Genomic DNA, 18,449 nt, shown 5'->3' on the forward strand with positions numbered 1-18,449 from the left:
AAAAGGTTTATAACCTTAATCATTAGTAAAATACTATGATAATTTTACTATTTTTTACTATTTTAACACCGGCTTTGTCCTTTATATAAATACATCTGTTCACATACAGAGGAAAAAGTTCTTGAATTCTTTACGCATTAGGTTGATAATAAGTATTAAAATTTATAAAGAGCAGGAGATGTAGGGATGAAAGTTGTTAAGTTTGGTGGATCTTCGTTAGCTTCAGGTGAGCAAATCCAGAAGGTATATAATATCGTGGTGTCTGATTCCAAACGAAAAATGGTGGTCGTATCAGCTCCAGGCAAACGATATTCGGATGATTGTAAGGTAACGGATTTACTGATAGCTTGTGCAGAAGGCTATTTGGAAGATGGAGAGGCACCTGATTTATTTGAAGCCGTCATAGAAAGATATTCTAGTATAGCAAGAGAATTGAATCTTTCTGCTAATATTGTGGAAAAGATTCATGATGATTTACTTACATTATTACAAGCTGATAAATGTAACCCCGAACAATTCTTAGATGTAATCAAAGCCAGCGGAGAAGATAATCACGCGAAGCTTATTGCGGCATATTTCCGTCATCAGGGTGTAGAAGCTCACTATGTAAATCCTAAGGAGGCAGGGTTGTTCGTTAGTAATGAACCGGGAAATGCTCAAGTATTGCCTGATTCCTATCAACGTCTATACTCTCTACGTGAAAGATCAGGGATTCTCATCTTTCCAGGGTTTTTTGGTTACAATGAACAAGGTGAGGTCGTTACTTTTTCACGTAGTGGATCGGATATTTCAGGTGCGATTTTAGCAAATGGAATCAAAGCAGAGCTTTATGAAAACTTTACAGACGTTAACGCCGTTTATTCCGTAAATCCGACTATTGTCCAAAATCCAAAGGAAATTCGCGAATTAACGTACAGGGAAATGAGGGAATTATCTTATGCTGGTTTCTCTGTTTTTCACGAAGAGGCATTGATTCCTGCTTTTCGGGCAGGCATCCCAGTGAATGTCAAAAATACTAATAACCCCTCCGCCCTTGGAACAAGGATCGTAAATGAACGTGACAATACAAACGGACCTGTTATCGGGATTGCAAGTGACCAAGGGTTTTGCAGTATCTATGTCAGCAAATATTTGATGAATAGAGAAGTAGGATTTGGACGTAAGCTCCTACATATTTTAGAAAGAAATGGTTTGTCCTATGAGCATACACCGTCTGGAATTGACGATATTTCGATTATTTTAAGACAAAACCAAATGGATCACTTACTTGAAAAAGAAATCATTGACCAAATAAAACGGGAACTACATGCTGATGAGGTAAAGGTCGAACATAATCTAGCACTCATTATGGTTGTGGGAAAAGGGATGCGCCATAATATCGGGACAATGGCAAAAGCATCAGCAGCTTTAGAAAGGGCACGAGTCAATATTGAAATGATCAACCAAGGCTCATCCGAAGTCAGCATGATGTTTGGTGTAAAGGAAGAGGACGAAAAGCGGGCCGTTCAAGCGATCTATGAGGAGTTTTTTGTTGGGGTAGTTGTTTGATAGGTTGATGAAGAGAACAATAAAGAGGGCAACTATTACGGTTGCTCTCATTTGTACTTTTATTATGAAAGATAGGTTGAAAAATTTATCAGTACTGCTTACTTGATTATTTGAGCCAAGTAAGAACGTTTATGCACGGCAAAGCAACTTATATGAGTCAGTAAGAGCTATTTATGAGTCGACCTGAAGATTTTATGCGTGATAGATAGTTTTATGAGGCAAGTCAGGATGTTTATGCGAAAACTGCTCTTTTATGAGTCAATAAGACCATTTTATGAGCTGTCCCGAAGACATTATGCGCCTTACGTTGATTATGAGACAACCAAGGCTGTATCCCCCATTCAGGCACTCACTCCATCACTCCCGTATCCTCTCATGAATAAAAGCCCCAAACTTGTTTAAAATAACGATGTTCATAAGGAGGTGGGAGAATGCCAAACTTAAATGATAACAAATTCAGAAAAATTCAATCAGAGAGTCAAAAGCAAGGGAAGTCTCAAAAAGAGTATGCTGCTGAGCTTGAGGCAAACCGTGCGAAGAGTCAAAAGAAAAAGTAACCATAGACATGGAAATAGGGGTCTGGAATTACAATGAATGACCTTACCAGAAATTTTCTTCTATATTGTAAAATTGTAATTCCAGACTCATTGCCCCATATTATTTTGTTGAAAGTGTTTCATTGCATACAGAACTTCAGAACCTAGTCCCCTATTAATTTTCCCTTCTGTTACGTCATAATCTTTTAATCACATCTAGACTATTGACCTATTAATTTACAGATTATTAATATTTCTTTAAAAAAATAACACTATTTACTCCTGTTAAAAAATTCTATTAATATTTAAAATTAGTAATGGATATAATCCAAAATTACTAATATGCAAGGAGTTGTGTTCTTTGAGAAAGCCTTTTCGTACTTTAAGTAAAACCGTTTTAGCTACAACGATGGCCCTATCTGTATTTGCTTTACCTATTTCTTTAGATGGTGTCATCGCTGCAAAGCCAGAACATGCTGGGAAACCTAGTAAAGCAGGGAAACATGAAGTGAATCTTAGAATCTTAGGAACAACTGATATTCATACGCATTTATATAATTATGACTATTATAAGGATGCAGAAACGATCGAATTTGGTTTAGCTAAGACGGCAACGTTGATTAAGGAAGCGAGATCAGAAGTGGAGAACACGTTGTTGTTTGATAATGGCGATCTTATTCAAGGGAATCCGCTGGGTGATTATAAAGCAAAAGTGGACAGACTTGAGGATGGTGAAGTTCATCCCGTTTTTAAAGCGATGGAATTATTAAATTATGATGGAGCAACTGTTGGGAATCATGAATTTAATTATGGGTTGGATTATTTAGATGAAGTATTAGATGACGCCCCGTTTCCGTATGTAAATGCCAACGTTTACAAGGATGATGGTGATGATAATCCTAACAATGATCACAATTACTTTAAACCATATCAAATCATCAACAAAAAGGTGAAGGATGTTAATGGAAAAACAAAAGTCATCCAAATTGGGGTCATTGGAGCAGTAACGCCTCAAATTACACAATGGGATAAAGCAAATCTGGATGGCAAGGTAATCACAAAGGATATCGTTAAATCGGTAGAATCGAATATTCCTAAAATGAAGGAAGAAGGTGCGGATCTTATTATTGTCCTTTCACACTCAGGAATGGGAGATGCGAAGTATAGTGAATTTGAAGAAAATGCTGCTTACGATCTGACAAAGGTTGAAGGGGTAGACGCGATTATTTCGGGGCATAACCATAAAACCTTCCCAGGTGATTTCGGTGATCTTCCCGGTGTAGATACGGATAAAGGCACTGTAAATGGTGTTCCTTTTATCATGCCTGGAAACTGGGGCAATCAACTTGGCGTAATGGACTTAACGATTAAAAAAATAAAAGGAAAATGGCAGGTTACTCGTTCTGAAACAGAGCTTCGAGCTATTTTCAGAAGCTACAAAGAGAATGGACAAACGAAAAAGGAAAGCTTAGCTGATCCCGATCCAGCAATTTTAGAAGTGGTAAAGGAAGACCATGAGGCAACAGTGAATTATGTACGTCAACCTGTTGGTCAAACATCTGCAGGTATTCACAGCTACTTTGCATTAGTACAGGATGATCCATCCATTCAAATTGTGACAAATGCTCAAAAGTGGTACATCGAAAAGCAATTAAAAGGTACTCCGAATGAAGATCTACCCATTCTTTCAGCTGGTGCACCATTTAAAGCAGGCGGACGTAATGGGGCAAACTATTATACTTATATTCCTGAAGGTACCATTGCCATAAAAAACGTATCAGATCTTTATCTCTATCCAAACACAGTGGCCACGGTAAAAGTTACCGGTGCGGATGTGAAAGAATGGTTGGAAATGTCTGCAGGACAATTTAATCAAATGAAAGAGGAAGCCAGTGGTGAGCAAGCTTTAATCAATAATGATTTCCCAACTTATAACTATGATGTGATTGATGGTGTCACATATGAGATTGATGTGACAGAGCAAGCAAAATACGATGGAGACGGAAATGTAATAAATCCTGAAGCAAATAGAATCAAAAACTTACAGTACAATGGACAGCCTATTGATGTAAATCAAGAGTTTATTGTCGTAACTAATAACTATCGTGCAAGTGGTACATTCCCTGGTGTAAGAAACAATACAGGAGTGGAATTATATCCAGATGAAAACCGTCAAGCGATCATTGATTTTATCCGTGAAAAAGGTACGATAGATCCTTCTGCTGATAATAACTGGACCTTTGCACCTGTTGGGCATGCTGTGAATGCAACCTTCGAATCTTCAATGGATGCACAAAAAGCTCTTAGAGAAAATAGCCCGATTGAATATCAAGGAGAAGGAACAAATGGCTTCGGAAAATATTCTATTCAGTTTCCAAAAGCAGATTCTTCGAAGGTGAACAAATAAGTAAACGTACTTTTATCGACATGTGACAATTAAATTGTAAAAAAGGGGCTGTCTGATAGGCATTTTTATACTATCAGAAGGCTCTTTTTTTTGATTAACCAGCTCCTTTGATCTTCAGTCTTAAATTTTGATGAATTTATCACTCATTCTGTTTTTTCTTTAAAATTAATACGAGAATATTCCACGCTCACTCTCTGCATCGGGAAAATCCCCTATTTTCCTTACCTTGAATGTGGTAATGCACAACTTTTTGATTTTATGCACGAGAATGGTTGGGAATTGCATCAGAATCTAAATTTACGCACAAAAGCGACTAGGAATTGCACCAGACTTCAAATTTATGCACATGTTAATAGATAAGGGAACATATCAAACTATCAACATGATAGTAAAAACAAAGGGCTGCTCTAAAACTAGGGAGTCAGGAACCATAACATCAATAAATAGGAAATAAGTGTCTTCTATTTATAGCCGAACATGGTGGTTCCTAATCCCTTTTGGGCAGTCTCTTTTAATGCTCAAGGTTTGCTGACTTGTTGTTGAAATAAGATTTTTTATTCTTTGAACCCCATTATCGGATAAAAAGGTCGAGATCAATAAATACTAGCTAGGGAAAAGATTACAAATAATGGGGGTGAGCGGAATGAACCAGCTAACGACAAAAGAGTTGGCTTTGATTGAAGACGAAATAAGAGCAGAGGAAATTACAGCAAAGACAATGAATTGGTGTGCTTCACAATGTAAAGATCAAGAGCTTCGAAAGTCATTGGAACAGCTTGCAGAGCAACATCAATTAAAAATAGCTGATCTTGCACAGTATTTCAATCGTTCTAGAATGATTCAATAAAGTATGGGAAAGAGGTGTTCTATATGCCAAATAATATAGAGGGGCGGGGGCTGACGGATCGAGAAATGCTGCAGCTTTGTTTGGAGTTAGAGAAAGGCCGGTGTCGAAGTATCAGCCATACTATGTTAGAAACAAGCCATAAAGAGCTTCGTGAAATTTATCTACAATGCTTTGAAAATGCGAATTCCAACCAATACAAGCTCTATGAAATACTGAATGAAAAAGGCTGGTATCAAACAGATATTGCTTCGCCTGAGCAAATAAGCAAAGTACAGGAGTTTATGCAAAATAATTTACACCCTGATAACCAATTTTAAAAGATCATCATGTTTCTGGCGAAAAGCATTCTTGTAAAGAGATTTATCAAAGCATAACCCAATGTGCAACTAGAACCAAGGAATAAAAGCAATTGCGATTAAGCCGCAATTGCTTTTATTATGGAAGCTATTAAGTAAATTCATAAATCGTATTTAAGAGATTTGTGATAACCACACAGTATCCATAAATAGGAATGTGTTTTACTCGTCAGATTCTTCTCCCTGTCTGTTTGTCTGAGTAGGAAGAGTATCCCAGAAGCTAGTATCAGCGTTTTCAATAGATCCATCGGAAATGGCTCTGACAGCTGCGTCTAATGTTGTGATGGTTTGCTTAATTAAATATCCATTGCTTTTTTGGCCAAGAGCATAGGGCTCATAATAATGATCAGACATCCCTCTCATTTCAAAGAGAAGCGTTGAGATATCATAACGAAGAGCGGCCCCATTACGGCCGATATTTGCACCTGATCCACCATTATATTTTCCGATATGTCCCCATCCAGTAGGTTCAAGAGAGTTGTATACTACGGAACCAAGTTTTTTAGATCCTTCTAATACTTCTGGATTTACATCTGGATTTGTTGGATGCAGGATAGAGCCAGAAACTAGCTCGCCATTGGTTTCGCTAAGTGTTCCTTGGTGGTGTAAATCAATCATATAATCAATTTCGTATTTTTCGAAAACATTTTCATACAAGGCTTTCGCTTCCACTTCCATATCCTCAATGTCTTTAGCATGCTCACGATTTAAATCAACATTGTTTGCATTGTAACGAGTAAGATGGCGATCTCCATCTGCTAAATAATCATCAAGTGAGAAATTCACATCGCCCATTGCGCCATCTGCATTCAGCATAGGAATGATAAGAACATTTACATGATCCAGAACACCTTTTGTTTTTCCTGTGCCTAAATGTTTGATAAATTCAAGTGCTCCTTCTGTTGTAAGCTGCTCGTTCCCGTGCTGCTGTGTTAAAAATAGAATAGTAGGGTTGGCAGGATTAGATAAATACTTAGCCATGTGGATATCACGGCCTTTAACTGTTTGGCCAATCACCTCGAGCTCCAGTAAGTCCTGCTTTGCATCTTGTGTTTTAAGGAAGTCTACCATACTATCATATGTATGTAGGATCGAAGTTTGGATTGATCCATTTCCTGTGTTAGGACCGTTACCGACAGCATTGACAGGCATAGAAACAGCCGTGATAGCCCCTAAAGCCATTAAACTAGATAAAGAAACAGATAAAACCTTCTTTTTAACGCTCATCATTTCATACCTCCATTTATTCTTTTAGTACAACCCTAATTCTACTGTTTCACTACTATTGAATTAATAGAGTATGATACCTATTCTTTTGACAAATTTCGCCTCCCGAAATAGATTAAAAAAGTATCGTTTTTTAGACAATATTTATAAAGAATCTAGTCGATAAGTATTAGTGGTATTCATAAGGTATTTGGATAATATTTATTTTGTAGGATATATTATCCAGTGAGTCTGCTTGGGAATCTATTTAAAAAACAGAAACTAAACAAATTTCTGCGATTTATGTCGAAAATTCACGAATTTCGAATTAATACATATGATAAATGTGCTAATAAATATGTAGTAATTGAAAATGTATTTGCATCTGTTTTAAATGACTAGACAATCTTTATATAATTAGAAAAAAGAACATAGTAATTCAGATAAAAAGAATAAGGGCAGTCCCGAAACCGAGTCAGGAACCACCATTCCATCTATAGAGGAAACCTACATATCACCTTCTATAAATGGATAATCATAATGGTTCCAGTCACTTTATGGGATAGCCCTTATTAAAAAAATCATTCTGTTAAAATCCATTTGTTGAGTGTTGCTTAATCCTCGTCTAATACAACAGGAAGCTCGTCTCTAATATGGTCTTTTTGAGGTTTGGAACCAACATTTTGTTTTAAATTCTTATTCCCAACATAGGTTGATTTATGTTCATGAGAAAGCTTTGCAACTTTTCCTGGATCGTTATTGACCAACATTATGCACTCCATTTCATCAATCATTATTGAATCGAAATACTTGAAAAGAATTTCTTGATTAGTATGGAGCAAAGCCACGATAAAATTAGTGACAAATCGTTCCGTTTAAACAAGAAACATGTTAATAATACCGAATTGGATTTTTTGATTTATTCCAGACTTTTTTCATCCTTAAGCACACCAAACCGATTATCACTACAAATAGTAAGCTGACATATAATCCAGGTCGAATCTCTTTTTCTAACAGTGTTCCGCTTATGGCTAAAAGGATTAATGCTAGTCCAACAAATGAGAAGACCTTATTCCATAATTTATAGTGTAGAATTCGAAAAGAAGAAATAATGATAAAAAACCAATTGTATAGCAACAAGATTCCGGCTGCAGTGGTGATATATTCATATATTCTTCCTGGGAGAAGTAAGGCTGTGATAATAGATGCCAACAAACCAATAGTAGCAAGTATTAAAGAGGGGACAGGCAGACTTTTAAACCTCTTACTCTTTTTTGCAAAGAAGGCCGGAGCATCTCCGTCTTCAGCCAGTGTTACAAGCAGATTTGTAACTCCATATAAAGACGCAGTCATTGTTGAAAATCCCGCTATTATGATCGCTCCGTTAAACACATGCGGGAAAAAAGCGAGATGATAATCTGCAAAAGCCGTAACAAAGGGACTTTCTTTTTCGTGAAATGTGTCCAGTGAAGCCATCGTTACCGCAAATCCAAGGGATAATACATAGACCACTGTCAATCCAAGCAGCATAACCTTGCCCGCCTTTGGAGCTTCTTCTTTCTTCTTAAGCTGCATCGCCATGATTCCAATTACTTCAATTCCTCCATATGCGTAAAAAGCATAAATGAGTGACCCCCAAAAGCCTTTCAAGCCATCGGTAAAGATATCATTGCTTTTAGTAGGTAAGTCAGGCCGTATTGGATCTCCGGGAATCCACCCACATACTGCGGCAACGGCAAGAATAATGAACATAACGATTGCAGCAAATTTTACGATGGCTAGTATGTTTTCAATTTTGTCGAAACCCCTTGTTCCTGTTAAAACCACAATGATTGAAATAAGGGCATAACCTGCTGCAAAAATCCACAAAGGAATATTCGGAAACCAAAATTGTGATAGGATTGATAGCGCGGTCAATTGGCTGCCCATGATAAGAATATTGGAACACCAATAATTCCATCCGCAACTAAAGCCTGCCCATTGACCGTATGCCTTGCCTGCATAGTAACAGAATGAACCCTCTTGAGGATCTTCAGCTGTCATTTTTGCTAAACTATTGAATACAATATAGGTTCCGATTGCTGCCAATATAAAAGAAAAGACAATGGAGGGGCCTGTTATACCAATCCCGATACTTGAACCGAGAAAGTAACCGGTTCCAATCGTACAGCCGACACCAATTAACGATAATTGCCACCATTTTAGGTCTCCCTTATTAGAACCTTTGTTTGCTGCTTGACCTGAAGCACCAGTGCCGCACTTTCCCATCTAATACCCCCTTACCTAGGTATTATTATTGATATAGCTAATTTGAATATGTAACTAATAAGGGTGTTTACATACCATTTTACTAGACCTAAACATTAGTCATGAAAATCAAAGGAAAAACCATCTATGGAAGAAATTCTACCTCTCCACCAATTGCTGCTATTAGTAGTAGGTGAATGACTTGTGCCAAGATATCTAGCTTGTTTTAAGTGGATGAAAGTTGCAGAATTCTCTTTATCCTCTTTGGTATCCTGTTCCTGCTTTTGCTTTGAATATCCATCCATCAAATCAGTGAATTTTTTTGTGATGATTTTTGACATTGTCGTGTCCTGTAAGTCTTTGGATGACTCCTTAATCCCTTCATAGTAGGCACTAGCCCCAATTAGAGTACCAGAAACTACTACACCATCAACATTAAGTGTGATGGCAATTTCAATTCCATCCTCTTCTACTAAAGATAAAAACATTAGTAATACAGCGTCATCTGTAGCCATTTGTTCTTGTTTTTTATTGGCCATAATGGTCACCCCGTAACTATTATTAATTTAGGCAATGCAATTGAATATATCTAAGGACTTGTAACTTTTAATTTGGATCATGAAGATATTTCCTATTCACTTTTCTTCTGTTCCTGATCGTGGAATATTCTACAAAAAGTGCTCCATACTAATTGATAGGCTTTGTCTAATTTCCAATCTAAATGTCGTTTTATTGTTTGTTTATTTAAAAGTCATCAAATATTTTTGTAAGGCCGGTAAGGGATTTTATAAAATTCTTTTATAAAGGTGACGAAAATGAAATCAAAGAAGATTGATTTATTGGCGGTTTCCTCCGTCCCTCTTGTCATGACATTAGGAAACTCCATGCTTATTCCTGTATTACCGCTTATTGAACAAAAGTTAAATATTACTTCGTTTCAAGTTTCTTTAATTATCACCGTTTATTCTATTGTGGCGATCATTCTAATACCAATAGCGGGTTATTTATCTGATCGTTTCGGGAGAAAATGTGTCATGGTTCCTTGTCTAATTATTGCAGGAATTGGTGGAGCGATTTCAGGCTGGGCTTCTTGGAAAATGCAAGACCCTTTTACGATGATTCTTGTAGGAAGGGTGTTACAAGGAATAGGTTCGGCTGGGGCAGCGCCTGTTGTGATTCCACTGATTGGCGATATGTTTAATAATGATGATGAGATTACATCGGGGTTAGGTTTGATTGAGACCTCTAATACTGCTGGTAAAGTGTTAAGTCCGATTATAGGTGCTTTTTTAGCATCCTTTATTTGGTTTTTGCCTTTTTGGTTTATTCCTTTTTTTAGTTTCATCAGTGTATTGCTTGTTAGCTTTCTTGTGAAAAAACCAGAACAGGATCAAAAGAAGCAATCGATTTCTGAATTTGTTAAAAGTGTAAAGGGAACTTTTAAAGAAAATGGTACATGGCTTTATACCGTTTTTTTTGCTGGATGTATCATTATGTTTGTGTTATTTGGCGTGCTCTTTTATCTATCAGACATGTTAGAGAAAAAATATCATATTGATGGAGTGTATAAGGGGTTTTTACTTGCTGTCCCTTTGATTTTTCTCTCCATAAGTTCCTTTATAGCAGGAAAGAAAATAGGTGAAAGCAAAAAACTAATGAAACTAGTTATTGCTGGTGGGATGGCTTTACTAGCGTTCTCCTTTGCTGCTTTAAGACTTCAGCATTCGTTTATCTTTTTGCTTACTTTTCTCGTTTTTAGCGGGATCGGAATAGGTGCAGCCCTTCCATGTCTTGATGCATTAATTACAGAAGGAATTGAAAAAGCAGAAAGGGGAACGATTACATCCTTTTATAGTGCGATGAGGTTTATTGGTGTTGCTGCTGGTCCGCCTGCATACGCCTACCTGATGTCCGTTTCAGATCACCTTATTTTTTATGTGTCAGGCGGGATTAGTTTAATCGCCTTAATCATTGTGTTTCTTTTTATTAAGCCTGATAGAGAAAAGAAGAATACGATTAAGTATGCTTAAGTACCTTATACTATTTAAATTAGAAAGGGAATCGTTAAATTGAAAAAAATCGTTTTTATCACAACCTGTTTATTTATCATAGTATTTTCAATGACTGTACATGCAATCGATTTCGAAATGAATGAAACAGATCAGTGGTCAATAGAGTTAGCGAACTCTTCAAATCAACAAGCGAGTATTAAACTAAAAAATAAAGGCAAGAAAATTTATACTGTAGTGGCAAAGGTTATGACATCTAACCATACACAGGAACAAAAAATTAGTAAAAAAAGTGTAAGTAGCGATGAGATCTTGATATTTGATGATATAAAAACGGGCAGGGATCGTGAACAAATAGAAGTGATCGTATCTTGGCGTGAAAAGTTAATAACCTCTAGACATGGAAAAATAGCTTCTGGTCAAAAGCATCAAGAGGTATTCGTTATAGCACCATAATTAATAAACTCTATTTTACATTCTAATCGAACTTGAATTATTTACAGAAGGGAGGAGGAATAATTCTAACCTAAAGATGCAAAGATAAAAATAAATATAAAATCTTTAATAAAGTAAAATGATGTTCCGGAGGGGGTAATAAAATGGATCTTAACAACGAAGTTAGCCAAGTATGTGATGCAGTTGAACATGCCCAAATTGCTGTTTACCGAGCACAGTCATATAATTGTCCTCAGGAATTTCAACATGCGCAGCAATTAATCGCATATGCCCAACAGGTATTAAGGGACTCACAGGGAGTAAACTTCAATAACGAAGAACAATTAAGAGTCAAGCATGCAAGGGAACTTCTTCGTCATCTGCAAGAAACGCAAGCAACTTTACAGCAATAAAAAAAACAAAAATTTTCAAGAAGATGAAGCTCAAATTTAACGACCAACTGAGCTTCTTTTTTTATTGTGGAATTCTGTACCTGGCACAAGATATTATATTCCATTTTTTTTGTGGTACAGGCTATGTCCTCCGAATAGGATGTAAAAGACACTTATTCGGGGGTTTTTTATGAATTCTATATTTACATATCTACTATTGGGAGTTTCGTTAGCAGCGCCTGTGGGACCGGTAAATGCTGCTCAATTGGACAAGGGGATTAAAAATGGGTTTTTCCATGCTTGGATTTTTGGTGTAGGGGCATTAATCGCAGATATGATTTATATGTTAATGGTTTATTTAGGAGTTATTCATTTTATTGACACTTCCTTCATGAAGACATTTCTTTGGTTGTTTGGATTTTTTGTCCTTTCCTATACAGGGGTTGAAAGCTTACTATCTTCTGGGAAAATAGTTACCGATCTCCAATCAGCGGGAAAAAAATCATTAAGTAAATCATTTTTTACAGGGTTCTTAATGTCTATATCGAATCCATTAACGATTTTGTTTTGGTTGGGGATCTATGGATCCGTTTTAGCAAAAACAGCAGAGACCTTTTCAAATCATCAACTCGTTACTTACAGCCTGGCTATCATAACAGGAATCTTATTATGGGACTTTACAATGGCCACCATTTCAAGCTTAGCTAGGAGGCTGCTGAACAGCACAATTCTTAAAGCTATCTCATTTCTGTCTTCTATGTCGATGATAGGATTTGGCCTCTATTTTGGATATCAAGCTTTTAAAGCTTTGTTTTAAAGAAAGAGTTCCTTAAAAATGGTTTAGCTTATAGGATCGTTTTTTTCTACGAGAACCATGCACCTTCTTCCTCTTTCTAAATAAAGTAATGGAAGAAGGAGGATTAAAATTGTCCTTGATATTTGATAGAACCTTTATTATGGAAAATCACAACCATTTTGAAAATTGGCAACTTGATGCATTTAACGCCTTTTTAAGTAAAATGAAATGCATGGAAAAGAAATTCCCCTGTATTCCTGCCACACAAGGGTTTACAATGAATCACTTTCGCTATGCATTTATCGATGATCCGACCAAAACAGAATCTGTACGGGACCTTGCTGAAAAATTCAGCTATTATACGAAGGTTTCAAGGTACACGGGGAAGTATGCATCATTTATTGTATTCTTTAACACTCCATCTATAATGCGAGAAACTTCATCTTCTCTACAAATAGATCAACAGCTTTTCTGGAGAATCCTTTCTAAGCTAAAAGAATATGATCATGTACCATGGCCTTCACATATTCCAACAAATCCTCACCACAAAGACTGGGAGTATTGTTTTGCTGGAGAGCCATATTTTGTCTATTGTGCCACTCCGAAACATATTAAAAGAAATAGTCGATCATTCCCATATCTCATGTTAGCCATTACTCCTCGTTGGGTATTAAACGAATTTAATAAAAATTCATCATTAAGTAGAAAAATAAAAAATAAAATTAGGGATCGATTAAAAAACTATGATCATCTCCCTCCTCATCCAGATTTAAATCAATATGGGAATGTGGATAATTTTGAATGGAAACAATACTTTCTCAGTGATAATGACTCCTCCTTACCTTCGTGTCCTTTTTCAAAAATGTTTCAAGAAATAGATTAAATAATATAAGGCTTTTAATGTATTAACAGTCCATTTCTAATCAAAATAAATGAGCGTTAAGTAATAATAACTCAGCTCAATGGTTCTTTTTAAAAACAAGTTGTCCGAAACTACAATGATCGTCCATATATAGAAGAATCCTTCTAACCATATGGACGATCATTGTGGTTTCAGACACCTTTAGGGACAGCCCTCTTTTCTTCCATAATCAAGTACTCATATTTTTCTTGCTGGAGGCAAAAATGATAATAAATGCTAGAAGAGGTGATGAAATGGAAGTGAATCACGATCCTAATGATTATAGCACCCATCAAGTGGGAGATACTGTGTATGTTTTTTACCGAAATCCCCATACTCAGGATGTGGCAAATATAAGGGAAGCTGCAGTAGTACTCAGCCCTGAGGATCCGAATGAATTAGCTCTATTTTTATTCGAGACGTACTATCCATTAACAAATGAGGTTGCTGTATATAAGAGTGAGGCTGAGGCAGAGAATGCTTATCAACAATACTTTGGAAGCCATTAAAGAGGGGAAGAGATGATTAAACCCTTTATGCCTCAGCTTGTTTACTTCGAGCCAAAAGCATTAGATTACCCACTTGGTAAAAAGCTCAAAGAAAAATTTGAGAAGATGGATGTTGAAATGCGTTACACGACTTCACATAATCAAGTTCGAAATCTCCCAGGAGAAAATCACTTTCAAAAATATCGGATTGCGAAATCTACTTTAGTAGTAGGGATTAGAAAAACGCTTAAATTTGATACATCAAAGCCATCTGCAGAATATGCCATTCCTTTCGCAACCGGGTGTATGGGGCATTGCCATTATTGTTATTTGCAAACGACAATGGGAAGCAAACCCTATATTCGTACATATGTGAATGTCGATGAAATTCTTGAGGCTGCCGATCAATATATGGAAGAACGTGCACCAGAAAGTACACGATTTGAAGCAGCGTGTACTTCGGATATTGTAGGAATTGACCATCTGACTCATTCTTTAAAACGGGCGATAGAACATTTTGGAGAGACGGAATATGGAAAATTGCGTTTTGTTACCAAATTCCATCACGTAGATCACTTACTTGATGCAAAGCATAATGGGAAAACAAGATTCCGATTTAGTATTAACGCCGATTATGTGATTAAAAATTTTGAGGCAGGTACATCTCCCTTAGCAAAACGTTTAGAAGCAGCAGGAAAAGTAGCCCGTGCCGGTTATCCCCTAGGGTTTATTGTCGCACCCATTTATCTTCATGATGATTGGGAAGATGGGTACTACCGAATGTTCGAACATCTCGAAGCAGTATTACCTGAAGAAGCAAAAAAGGATTTAACATTTGAATTCATTCAACATCGGTTTACGAAGCCAGCAAAGAAAGTGATTGAAAAAAACTATCCGATGACCAAACTTGAATTAGATGAGACAGAAAGAAGGTATAAATGGGGTAAATACGGGATAGGCAAATACATCTACCAAAAGGAGGAAGAAGCGGACATTAAAGATCATCTTTACTCCTATATGGAGAAGTTTTTTCCCAAGGCTAAATTAGAATACTTCACTTAAGGTGCAAATGGAAATACAGCAAAAGCATGGATTCAACAAAATGGTGCAAACACCGTTTTGGAATAGATATAGAACAAGTGGTATTTGGAGCAATTGACCTTGTTCAATACCGTTGTTAGGAAAAGGGGGCACAATGTGCGCTCTCTTTTTTTAATTACAATTATTCCAACTAAACATTTTTTGTGCTACAAAAAAGATTGTATTTTAAAGTGAACTTCTTTATTATTTTTTGTAGAACGAAAAATAATTAGGAGGCTATATGAAAGAACGGACATTTACATCATTCGAACAATATGAAAGATATCTCAAAGAGAAGATGATAAATAAAGCGAAGTGTAAAGGATTAGAAGGCGATGCTTATGTAGAATATTTGCAGAAACATGAGAATGCTGCCACTCGAATTTGGAAGGAGAATGATTTACAGGATTGGTTGGAGAAGGACGGGTATGTGACAATCGCTGTTTGGAGGGATGAAACGGGACAGCGGAAAATAGGAAGAGGGCGGCCAAAGAAGCCGGAGTCTGAGAAACTAAAGCATTCAATCCATGTTCGTTTAGACGATGAAAGATATAAAAAATTAACTCACTTTTGTAAAGAAAAAAATATAGACGTTTCTGAAGCCATACGAATATTAATTAATAACCTTTGAGGAAGAAGGATAAGAAAGGATTTCGAAAATGAGTAGTTCTTTAGAGAATATAGAAAAAACAAGGACGTCTACACAATCAAAGCGAATCTGGATGGCCATTGTTTTGGGAACATTAGCAGCGTTTGCTCCATTATCCATTGATATGTATCTGCCGGCTCTACCTGATATTGCTAAGGAGTTTCACACCAATACATCCCTCGTGCAACTTAGCTTAACCTTTTTCTTGCTAGGTCTTTCTCTCGGGCAGCTGCTTGCAGGGCCATTTAGTGATGTACGAGGACGTCGAAAACCACTTCTCATCGGGTTAATGATTTATTTCGTTGCTTCGCTTTTATGTGTATTCAGCCAGTCCATCTGGGGATTAATTTTATTGAGGTTTATTCAAGGATTGGCTGGTGCTGCAGGTATTGTTATTTCTCGTGCCATTGTCCGAGATCTTTACTCAGGCTCAGAGTTAACCAAATTTTTCGCTTTACTAGCTTTGGTTAATGGAGTGGCACCCGTTCTTGCACCGATAGTAGGCGGCCAATTATTGCGAATTGCCCCTTGGCAAGGAGTGTTTATGGTCTTGAGTATGATAGGTTTGGTTATGTTTCTTATCGTCCTCTTCGGTTTACCTGAAACATTGTCTCATGAATCTCGGTCATTAGGAGGGATTAAGAATACACTCATTACATTTCAAAAACTAATTCTGAATCGGAGCTTCATGGGTTATGCCCTGTCACAAGGTTTAGTATTTTCCGCTATGTTCGCTTATATTTCCGGCTCACCTTTCGTACTACAAAACATTTATGGTGTCTCTCCTCAGATGTTCAGTTTGATTTTTGCCATTAATGGTATTGGAATTATCATTGCTAGTCAAATCACAGGCAGGATGGCTGGTCGAATTAGTGAGAAGAAGCTTTTCAAGGTTGGGATCGGCATTTCTTCTATCGGATCCCTTACGTTGTTGATTATGCTACTTTTAAATGCAGGCTTATACGCTATTTTGCTGCCATTGTTTTTTGTTGTATCAAGTGTCGGGGTGGTAAGTACTTCTGGGTTTTCACTTGCTATGCAGGATCAAGGTAAGTCAGCAGGGAGTGCATCTGCATTGCTTGGAGTAATATCGTTAATCTTTGGGGGAAGTGTTGCTCCTCTTGTTGGTCTCGGTGAGAACCAAGCATTATCTATGGGTATTGTCATAGCCATTTGTGGAGTGGGCTCTTTCTTATGTTACGTTTGTCTTGTAAACCGAAGACAGAATAGATCACGCGGAAATACTATATCAATGTAGTTTTATGAGCACGAACACTTCTATTTCCTACATCATTAACTATTTTTATACCAAAAAGGTGGTGTTACTTCATAGTAACGCTGCCTTTTCTATTTGTTTGAGGAATTGATCATAGGTGAAAAATGACGAAGAGGTCGAAAATAGACTTAATTGAGTAGAAGTTATTTAAGGGGAAAAAGAGTAGTTTAAAATTCTATAGTGCTCCTATTTTGTATTAGGTAAGAGTCAAAAACGTAATAGGGACTGTCCAAAATGGGTCAGGAACCACTATGATGGTCCATTTATAGAAGATGTCCCTGGTACATATCGAAGTTTTTGTTCCTGATCCCTAGGTTTTGGACTGCCCATGCTATATAAAAACTCATTTCAGAATAGTAGTATGGAATATGTTCTGTGATGTTCTACTATTTCTCTTAAATACAAACACAGGTAATCTATTTCATTAACTCATTCCGTCTAATGGTTCTCTTAAGTCTTTCAATAGCTCCCTTCCGCCATTTCTTTACTGCCGATAGAGATACATTTTCAAGTTGAGCGATTTCTGAAGGGGTTAGCCTATTCATACATGTATGAAGGACCCATTTCCTTTGGTGTTCAGTCAAACTCTTACAATAAGTAAGGAGCCATTCCGTTTCGCAGGCCATGGAAATTGAATGCTCATCCTCAATGAGATACCAAAATTCTTCATCAGGATGGACATTTCTTTCCTCATCTTTATGTGTTTTTTTTAGATCATCCAACAATCTACCTCTAATATATGAATAGGCAAAGGCAGAGAATTTCCCCTTTTTTGGATCAAACCGTTCCTGTGCTTCCCATAGAGCGATCAACCCAGTTTGATAGAACTCTTCTTCGTTTTTATAAATATTTAGGGACTGTATAACCTTATAAATCATCGGTTCATATTGCTTGTGCAGCGTTTTAAAGCTTACCAACAGAAAATCCTTTCGAAATGCGCGCCTTTCCCTTTTTTCCTAGGTAGCTCTACCATACGTTTACTAAGTTTTCTGAACAAAAGCGAAAATCGGATTTTCAGTCCTTATTCAGCTGTGAATTTTCATTTTTTATCTGTTGAAAAAGATGAATTTTTATAGGAACGGCGAGTAAGAAAGGTTTTTTTAAAAAATGTAAATATTTTATGAGTAGTAAAAAAGGGATCAAGTATAAGGTGGGAAACATGGCTAGCTCATAACAAAGGTGGTAGGTTCTTAATTCATGAGAATCAGCACATACTCTGTAACCAAGCTCATAAAATTGAAACGAGGCTCATAACCCATACGAGAAGGAGCATAAG

Annotated in this window: 19 protein-coding genes; 14 read left to right on the top strand and 5 right to left on the bottom strand. The window is 36.8% G+C overall.

Annotation, left to right across the window (positions count from 1 at the left end; all coding sequences use genetic code 11):
• The first annotated feature begins 186 nt into the window (after positions 1-186).
• The 5 genes from JOC86_RS10180 to JOC86_RS10195 all read left to right on the top strand — a co-directional run bounded on the left by JOC86_RS10180 (position 187) and on the right by JOC86_RS10195 (position 5,655).
• Complete coding sequence (locus JOC86_RS10180; protein WP_205171737.1) at positions 187-1,548, top strand: aspartate kinase; 1,362 nt, start codon at positions 187-189, stop codon at positions 1,546-1,548.
• Positions 1,549-1,979: 431 nt separating this feature from the next.
• Positions 1,980-2,105 (top strand): hypothetical protein, encoded by a 126-nt coding sequence (locus JOC86_RS24980; RefSeq protein ID WP_275583392.1) that lies wholly within the window; start codon positions 1,980-1,982, stop codon positions 2,103-2,105.
• Positions 2,106-2,445: 340 nt separating this feature from the next.
• Positions 2,446-4,491 (top strand): bifunctional 2',3'-cyclic-nucleotide 2'-phosphodiesterase/3'-nucleotidase, encoded by a 2,046-nt coding sequence (locus tag JOC86_RS10185; RefSeq protein ID WP_419096047.1) that lies wholly within the window; start codon positions 2,446-2,448, stop codon positions 4,489-4,491.
• 643 nt (positions 4,492-5,134) lie between these two features.
• Positions 5,135-5,338: a hypothetical protein gene (locus JOC86_RS10190; RefSeq protein WP_205171745.1), complete on the top strand. Its 204-nt coding sequence runs from the start codon at positions 5,135-5,137 to the stop codon at positions 5,336-5,338.
• Positions 5,339-5,361: 23 nt separating this feature from the next.
• Positions 5,362-5,655: a spore coat protein gene (locus JOC86_RS10195; protein ID WP_205171748.1), complete on the top strand. Its 294-nt coding sequence runs from the start codon at positions 5,362-5,364 to the stop codon at positions 5,653-5,655.
• Between the two features lie 201 nt (positions 5,656-5,856).
• Here JOC86_RS10195 and JOC86_RS10200 read toward each other — a convergent pair whose 3' ends face one another.
• From JOC86_RS10200 to gvpU, 4 genes are all read right to left on the bottom strand, one after another.
• Positions 5,857-6,921, bottom strand: coding sequence for a M14 family zinc carboxypeptidase (locus JOC86_RS10200; RefSeq protein WP_205171750.1), 1,065 nt, complete (start codon positions 6,919-6,921; stop codon positions 5,857-5,859).
• Between the two features lie 593 nt (positions 6,922-7,514).
• Positions 7,515-7,694 carry a hypothetical protein gene (locus JOC86_RS10205; RefSeq protein WP_205171753.1) on the bottom strand — a complete coding sequence of 60 codons (180 nt, stop codon included), beginning with the start codon at positions 7,692-7,694 and terminating at the stop codon, positions 7,515-7,517.
• Between the two features lie 97 nt (positions 7,695-7,791).
• Complete coding sequence (locus tag JOC86_RS10210) at positions 7,792-9,168, bottom strand: amino acid permease (RefSeq protein ID WP_205171756.1); 1,377 nt, start codon at positions 9,166-9,168, stop codon at positions 7,792-7,794.
• Positions 9,169-9,263: 95 nt separating this feature from the next.
• Positions 9,264-9,686: a gas vesicle accessory protein GvpU gene (gene gvpU, locus JOC86_RS10215; RefSeq protein WP_205171760.1), complete on the bottom strand. Its 423-nt coding sequence runs from the start codon at positions 9,684-9,686 to the stop codon at positions 9,264-9,266.
• A 267-nt stretch (positions 9,687-9,953) separates the two neighbouring features.
• Between gvpU and JOC86_RS10220 the strand changes: the two genes are divergently transcribed.
• From JOC86_RS10220 to JOC86_RS10260, 9 genes are all read left to right on the top strand, one after another.
• Positions 9,954-11,177, top strand: coding sequence for a bacillibactin exporter BcbE (locus tag JOC86_RS10220; protein WP_419096048.1), 1,224 nt, complete (start codon positions 9,954-9,956; stop codon positions 11,175-11,177).
• Positions 11,178-11,216: 39 nt separating this feature from the next.
• Positions 11,217-11,612, top strand: coding sequence for a hypothetical protein (locus JOC86_RS10225; protein WP_205171766.1), 396 nt, complete (start codon positions 11,217-11,219; stop codon positions 11,610-11,612).
• A 143-nt stretch (positions 11,613-11,755) separates the two neighbouring features.
• On the top strand, positions 11,756-12,004 hold the full coding sequence (locus JOC86_RS10230) for a hypothetical protein (RefSeq protein ID WP_205171768.1): 249 nt from the start codon (positions 11,756-11,758) through the stop codon (positions 12,002-12,004).
• A gap of 169 nt (positions 12,005-12,173) precedes the next feature.
• Positions 12,174-12,800 (top strand): LysE family transporter, encoded by a 627-nt coding sequence (locus tag JOC86_RS10235; protein WP_205171780.1) that lies wholly within the window; start codon positions 12,174-12,176, stop codon positions 12,798-12,800.
• Positions 12,801-12,909: 109 nt separating this feature from the next.
• The gene (locus JOC86_RS10240; RefSeq protein ID WP_239587518.1) at positions 12,910-13,662 is read left to right on the top strand and encodes a YqcI/YcgG family protein; all 753 of its coding nucleotides are present in this window, start codon (positions 12,910-12,912) and stop codon (positions 13,660-13,662) included.
• A gap of 272 nt (positions 13,663-13,934) precedes the next feature.
• Positions 13,935-14,189 (top strand): transcriptional regulator SplA domain-containing protein, encoded by a 255-nt coding sequence (locus JOC86_RS10245; RefSeq protein WP_205173487.1) that lies wholly within the window; start codon positions 13,935-13,937, stop codon positions 14,187-14,189.
• A gap of 12 nt (positions 14,190-14,201) precedes the next feature.
• Positions 14,202-15,230: a spore photoproduct lyase gene (gene splB / locus JOC86_RS10250; RefSeq protein ID WP_205171796.1), complete on the top strand. Its 1,029-nt coding sequence runs from the start codon at positions 14,202-14,204 to the stop codon at positions 15,228-15,230.
• Positions 15,231-15,489: 259 nt separating this feature from the next.
• Positions 15,490-15,879: a hypothetical protein gene (locus JOC86_RS10255; RefSeq protein WP_205171799.1), complete on the top strand. Its 390-nt coding sequence runs from the start codon at positions 15,490-15,492 to the stop codon at positions 15,877-15,879.
• A gap of 28 nt (positions 15,880-15,907) precedes the next feature.
• The gene (locus tag JOC86_RS10260; protein ID WP_205171802.1) at positions 15,908-17,155 is read left to right on the top strand and encodes a multidrug effflux MFS transporter; all 1,248 of its coding nucleotides are present in this window, start codon (positions 15,908-15,910) and stop codon (positions 17,153-17,155) included.
• 434 nt (positions 17,156-17,589) lie between these two features.
• Here the strand turns inward: JOC86_RS10260 and JOC86_RS10265 are convergent, their stop codons facing one another.
• The gene (locus tag JOC86_RS10265; protein ID WP_205171805.1) at positions 17,590-18,090 is read right to left on the bottom strand and encodes a sigma-70 family RNA polymerase sigma factor; all 501 of its coding nucleotides are present in this window, start codon (positions 18,088-18,090) and stop codon (positions 17,590-17,592) included.
• Between the last annotated feature and the right edge of the window lie 359 nt (positions 18,091-18,449).

Source organism: Rossellomorea pakistanensis, assembly GCF_016908495.1.
Classification (GTDB): Bacteria; Bacillota; Bacilli; order Bacillales; family Bacillaceae_B; genus Rossellomorea; species Rossellomorea pakistanensis.

What these genes read in the sequence shown, in the direction of transcription:
- JOC86_RS10180 (WP_205171737.1), top strand. Translation starts at nt 187, where the DNA reads ATGAAAGTTGTTAAGTTTGGTGGATCTTCGTTAGCTTCAGGTGAGCAA.
- JOC86_RS24980 (WP_275583392.1), top strand. Translation starts at nt 1,980, where the DNA reads ATGCCAAACTTAAATGATAACAAATTCAGAAAAATTCAATCAGAGAGT.
- JOC86_RS10190 (WP_205171745.1), top strand. Translation starts at nt 5,135, where the DNA reads ATGAACCAGCTAACGACAAAAGAGTTGGCTTTGATTGAAGACGAAATA.
- JOC86_RS10195 (WP_205171748.1), top strand. Translation starts at nt 5,362, where the DNA reads ATGCCAAATAATATAGAGGGGCGGGGGCTGACGGATCGAGAAATGCTG.
- JOC86_RS10200 (WP_205171750.1), bottom strand. Translation starts at nt 6,921, where the DNA reads ATGAGCGTTAAAAAGAAGGTTTTATCTGTTTCTTTATCTAGTTTAATG.
- JOC86_RS10205 (WP_205171753.1), bottom strand. Translation starts at nt 7,694, where the DNA reads ATGATTGATGAAATGGAGTGCATAATGTTGGTCAATAACGATCCAGGA.
- JOC86_RS10210 (WP_205171756.1), bottom strand. Translation starts at nt 9,168, where the DNA reads ATGGGAAAGTGCGGCACTGGTGCTTCAGGTCAAGCAGCAAACAAAGGT.
- gvpU (WP_205171760.1), bottom strand. Translation starts at nt 9,686, where the DNA reads ATGGCCAATAAAAAACAAGAACAAATGGCTACAGATGACGCTGTATTA.
- JOC86_RS10230 (WP_205171768.1), top strand. Translation starts at nt 11,756, where the DNA reads ATGGATCTTAACAACGAAGTTAGCCAAGTATGTGATGCAGTTGAACAT.
- JOC86_RS10235 (WP_205171780.1), top strand. Translation starts at nt 12,174, where the DNA reads ATGAATTCTATATTTACATATCTACTATTGGGAGTTTCGTTAGCAGCG.
- JOC86_RS10245 (WP_205173487.1), top strand. Translation starts at nt 13,935, where the DNA reads ATGGAAGTGAATCACGATCCTAATGATTATAGCACCCATCAAGTGGGA.
- splB (WP_205171796.1), top strand. Translation starts at nt 14,202, where the DNA reads ATGATTAAACCCTTTATGCCTCAGCTTGTTTACTTCGAGCCAAAAGCA.
- JOC86_RS10255 (WP_205171799.1), top strand. Translation starts at nt 15,490, where the DNA reads ATGAAAGAACGGACATTTACATCATTCGAACAATATGAAAGATATCTC.
- JOC86_RS10260 (WP_205171802.1), top strand. Translation starts at nt 15,908, where the DNA reads ATGAGTAGTTCTTTAGAGAATATAGAAAAAACAAGGACGTCTACACAA.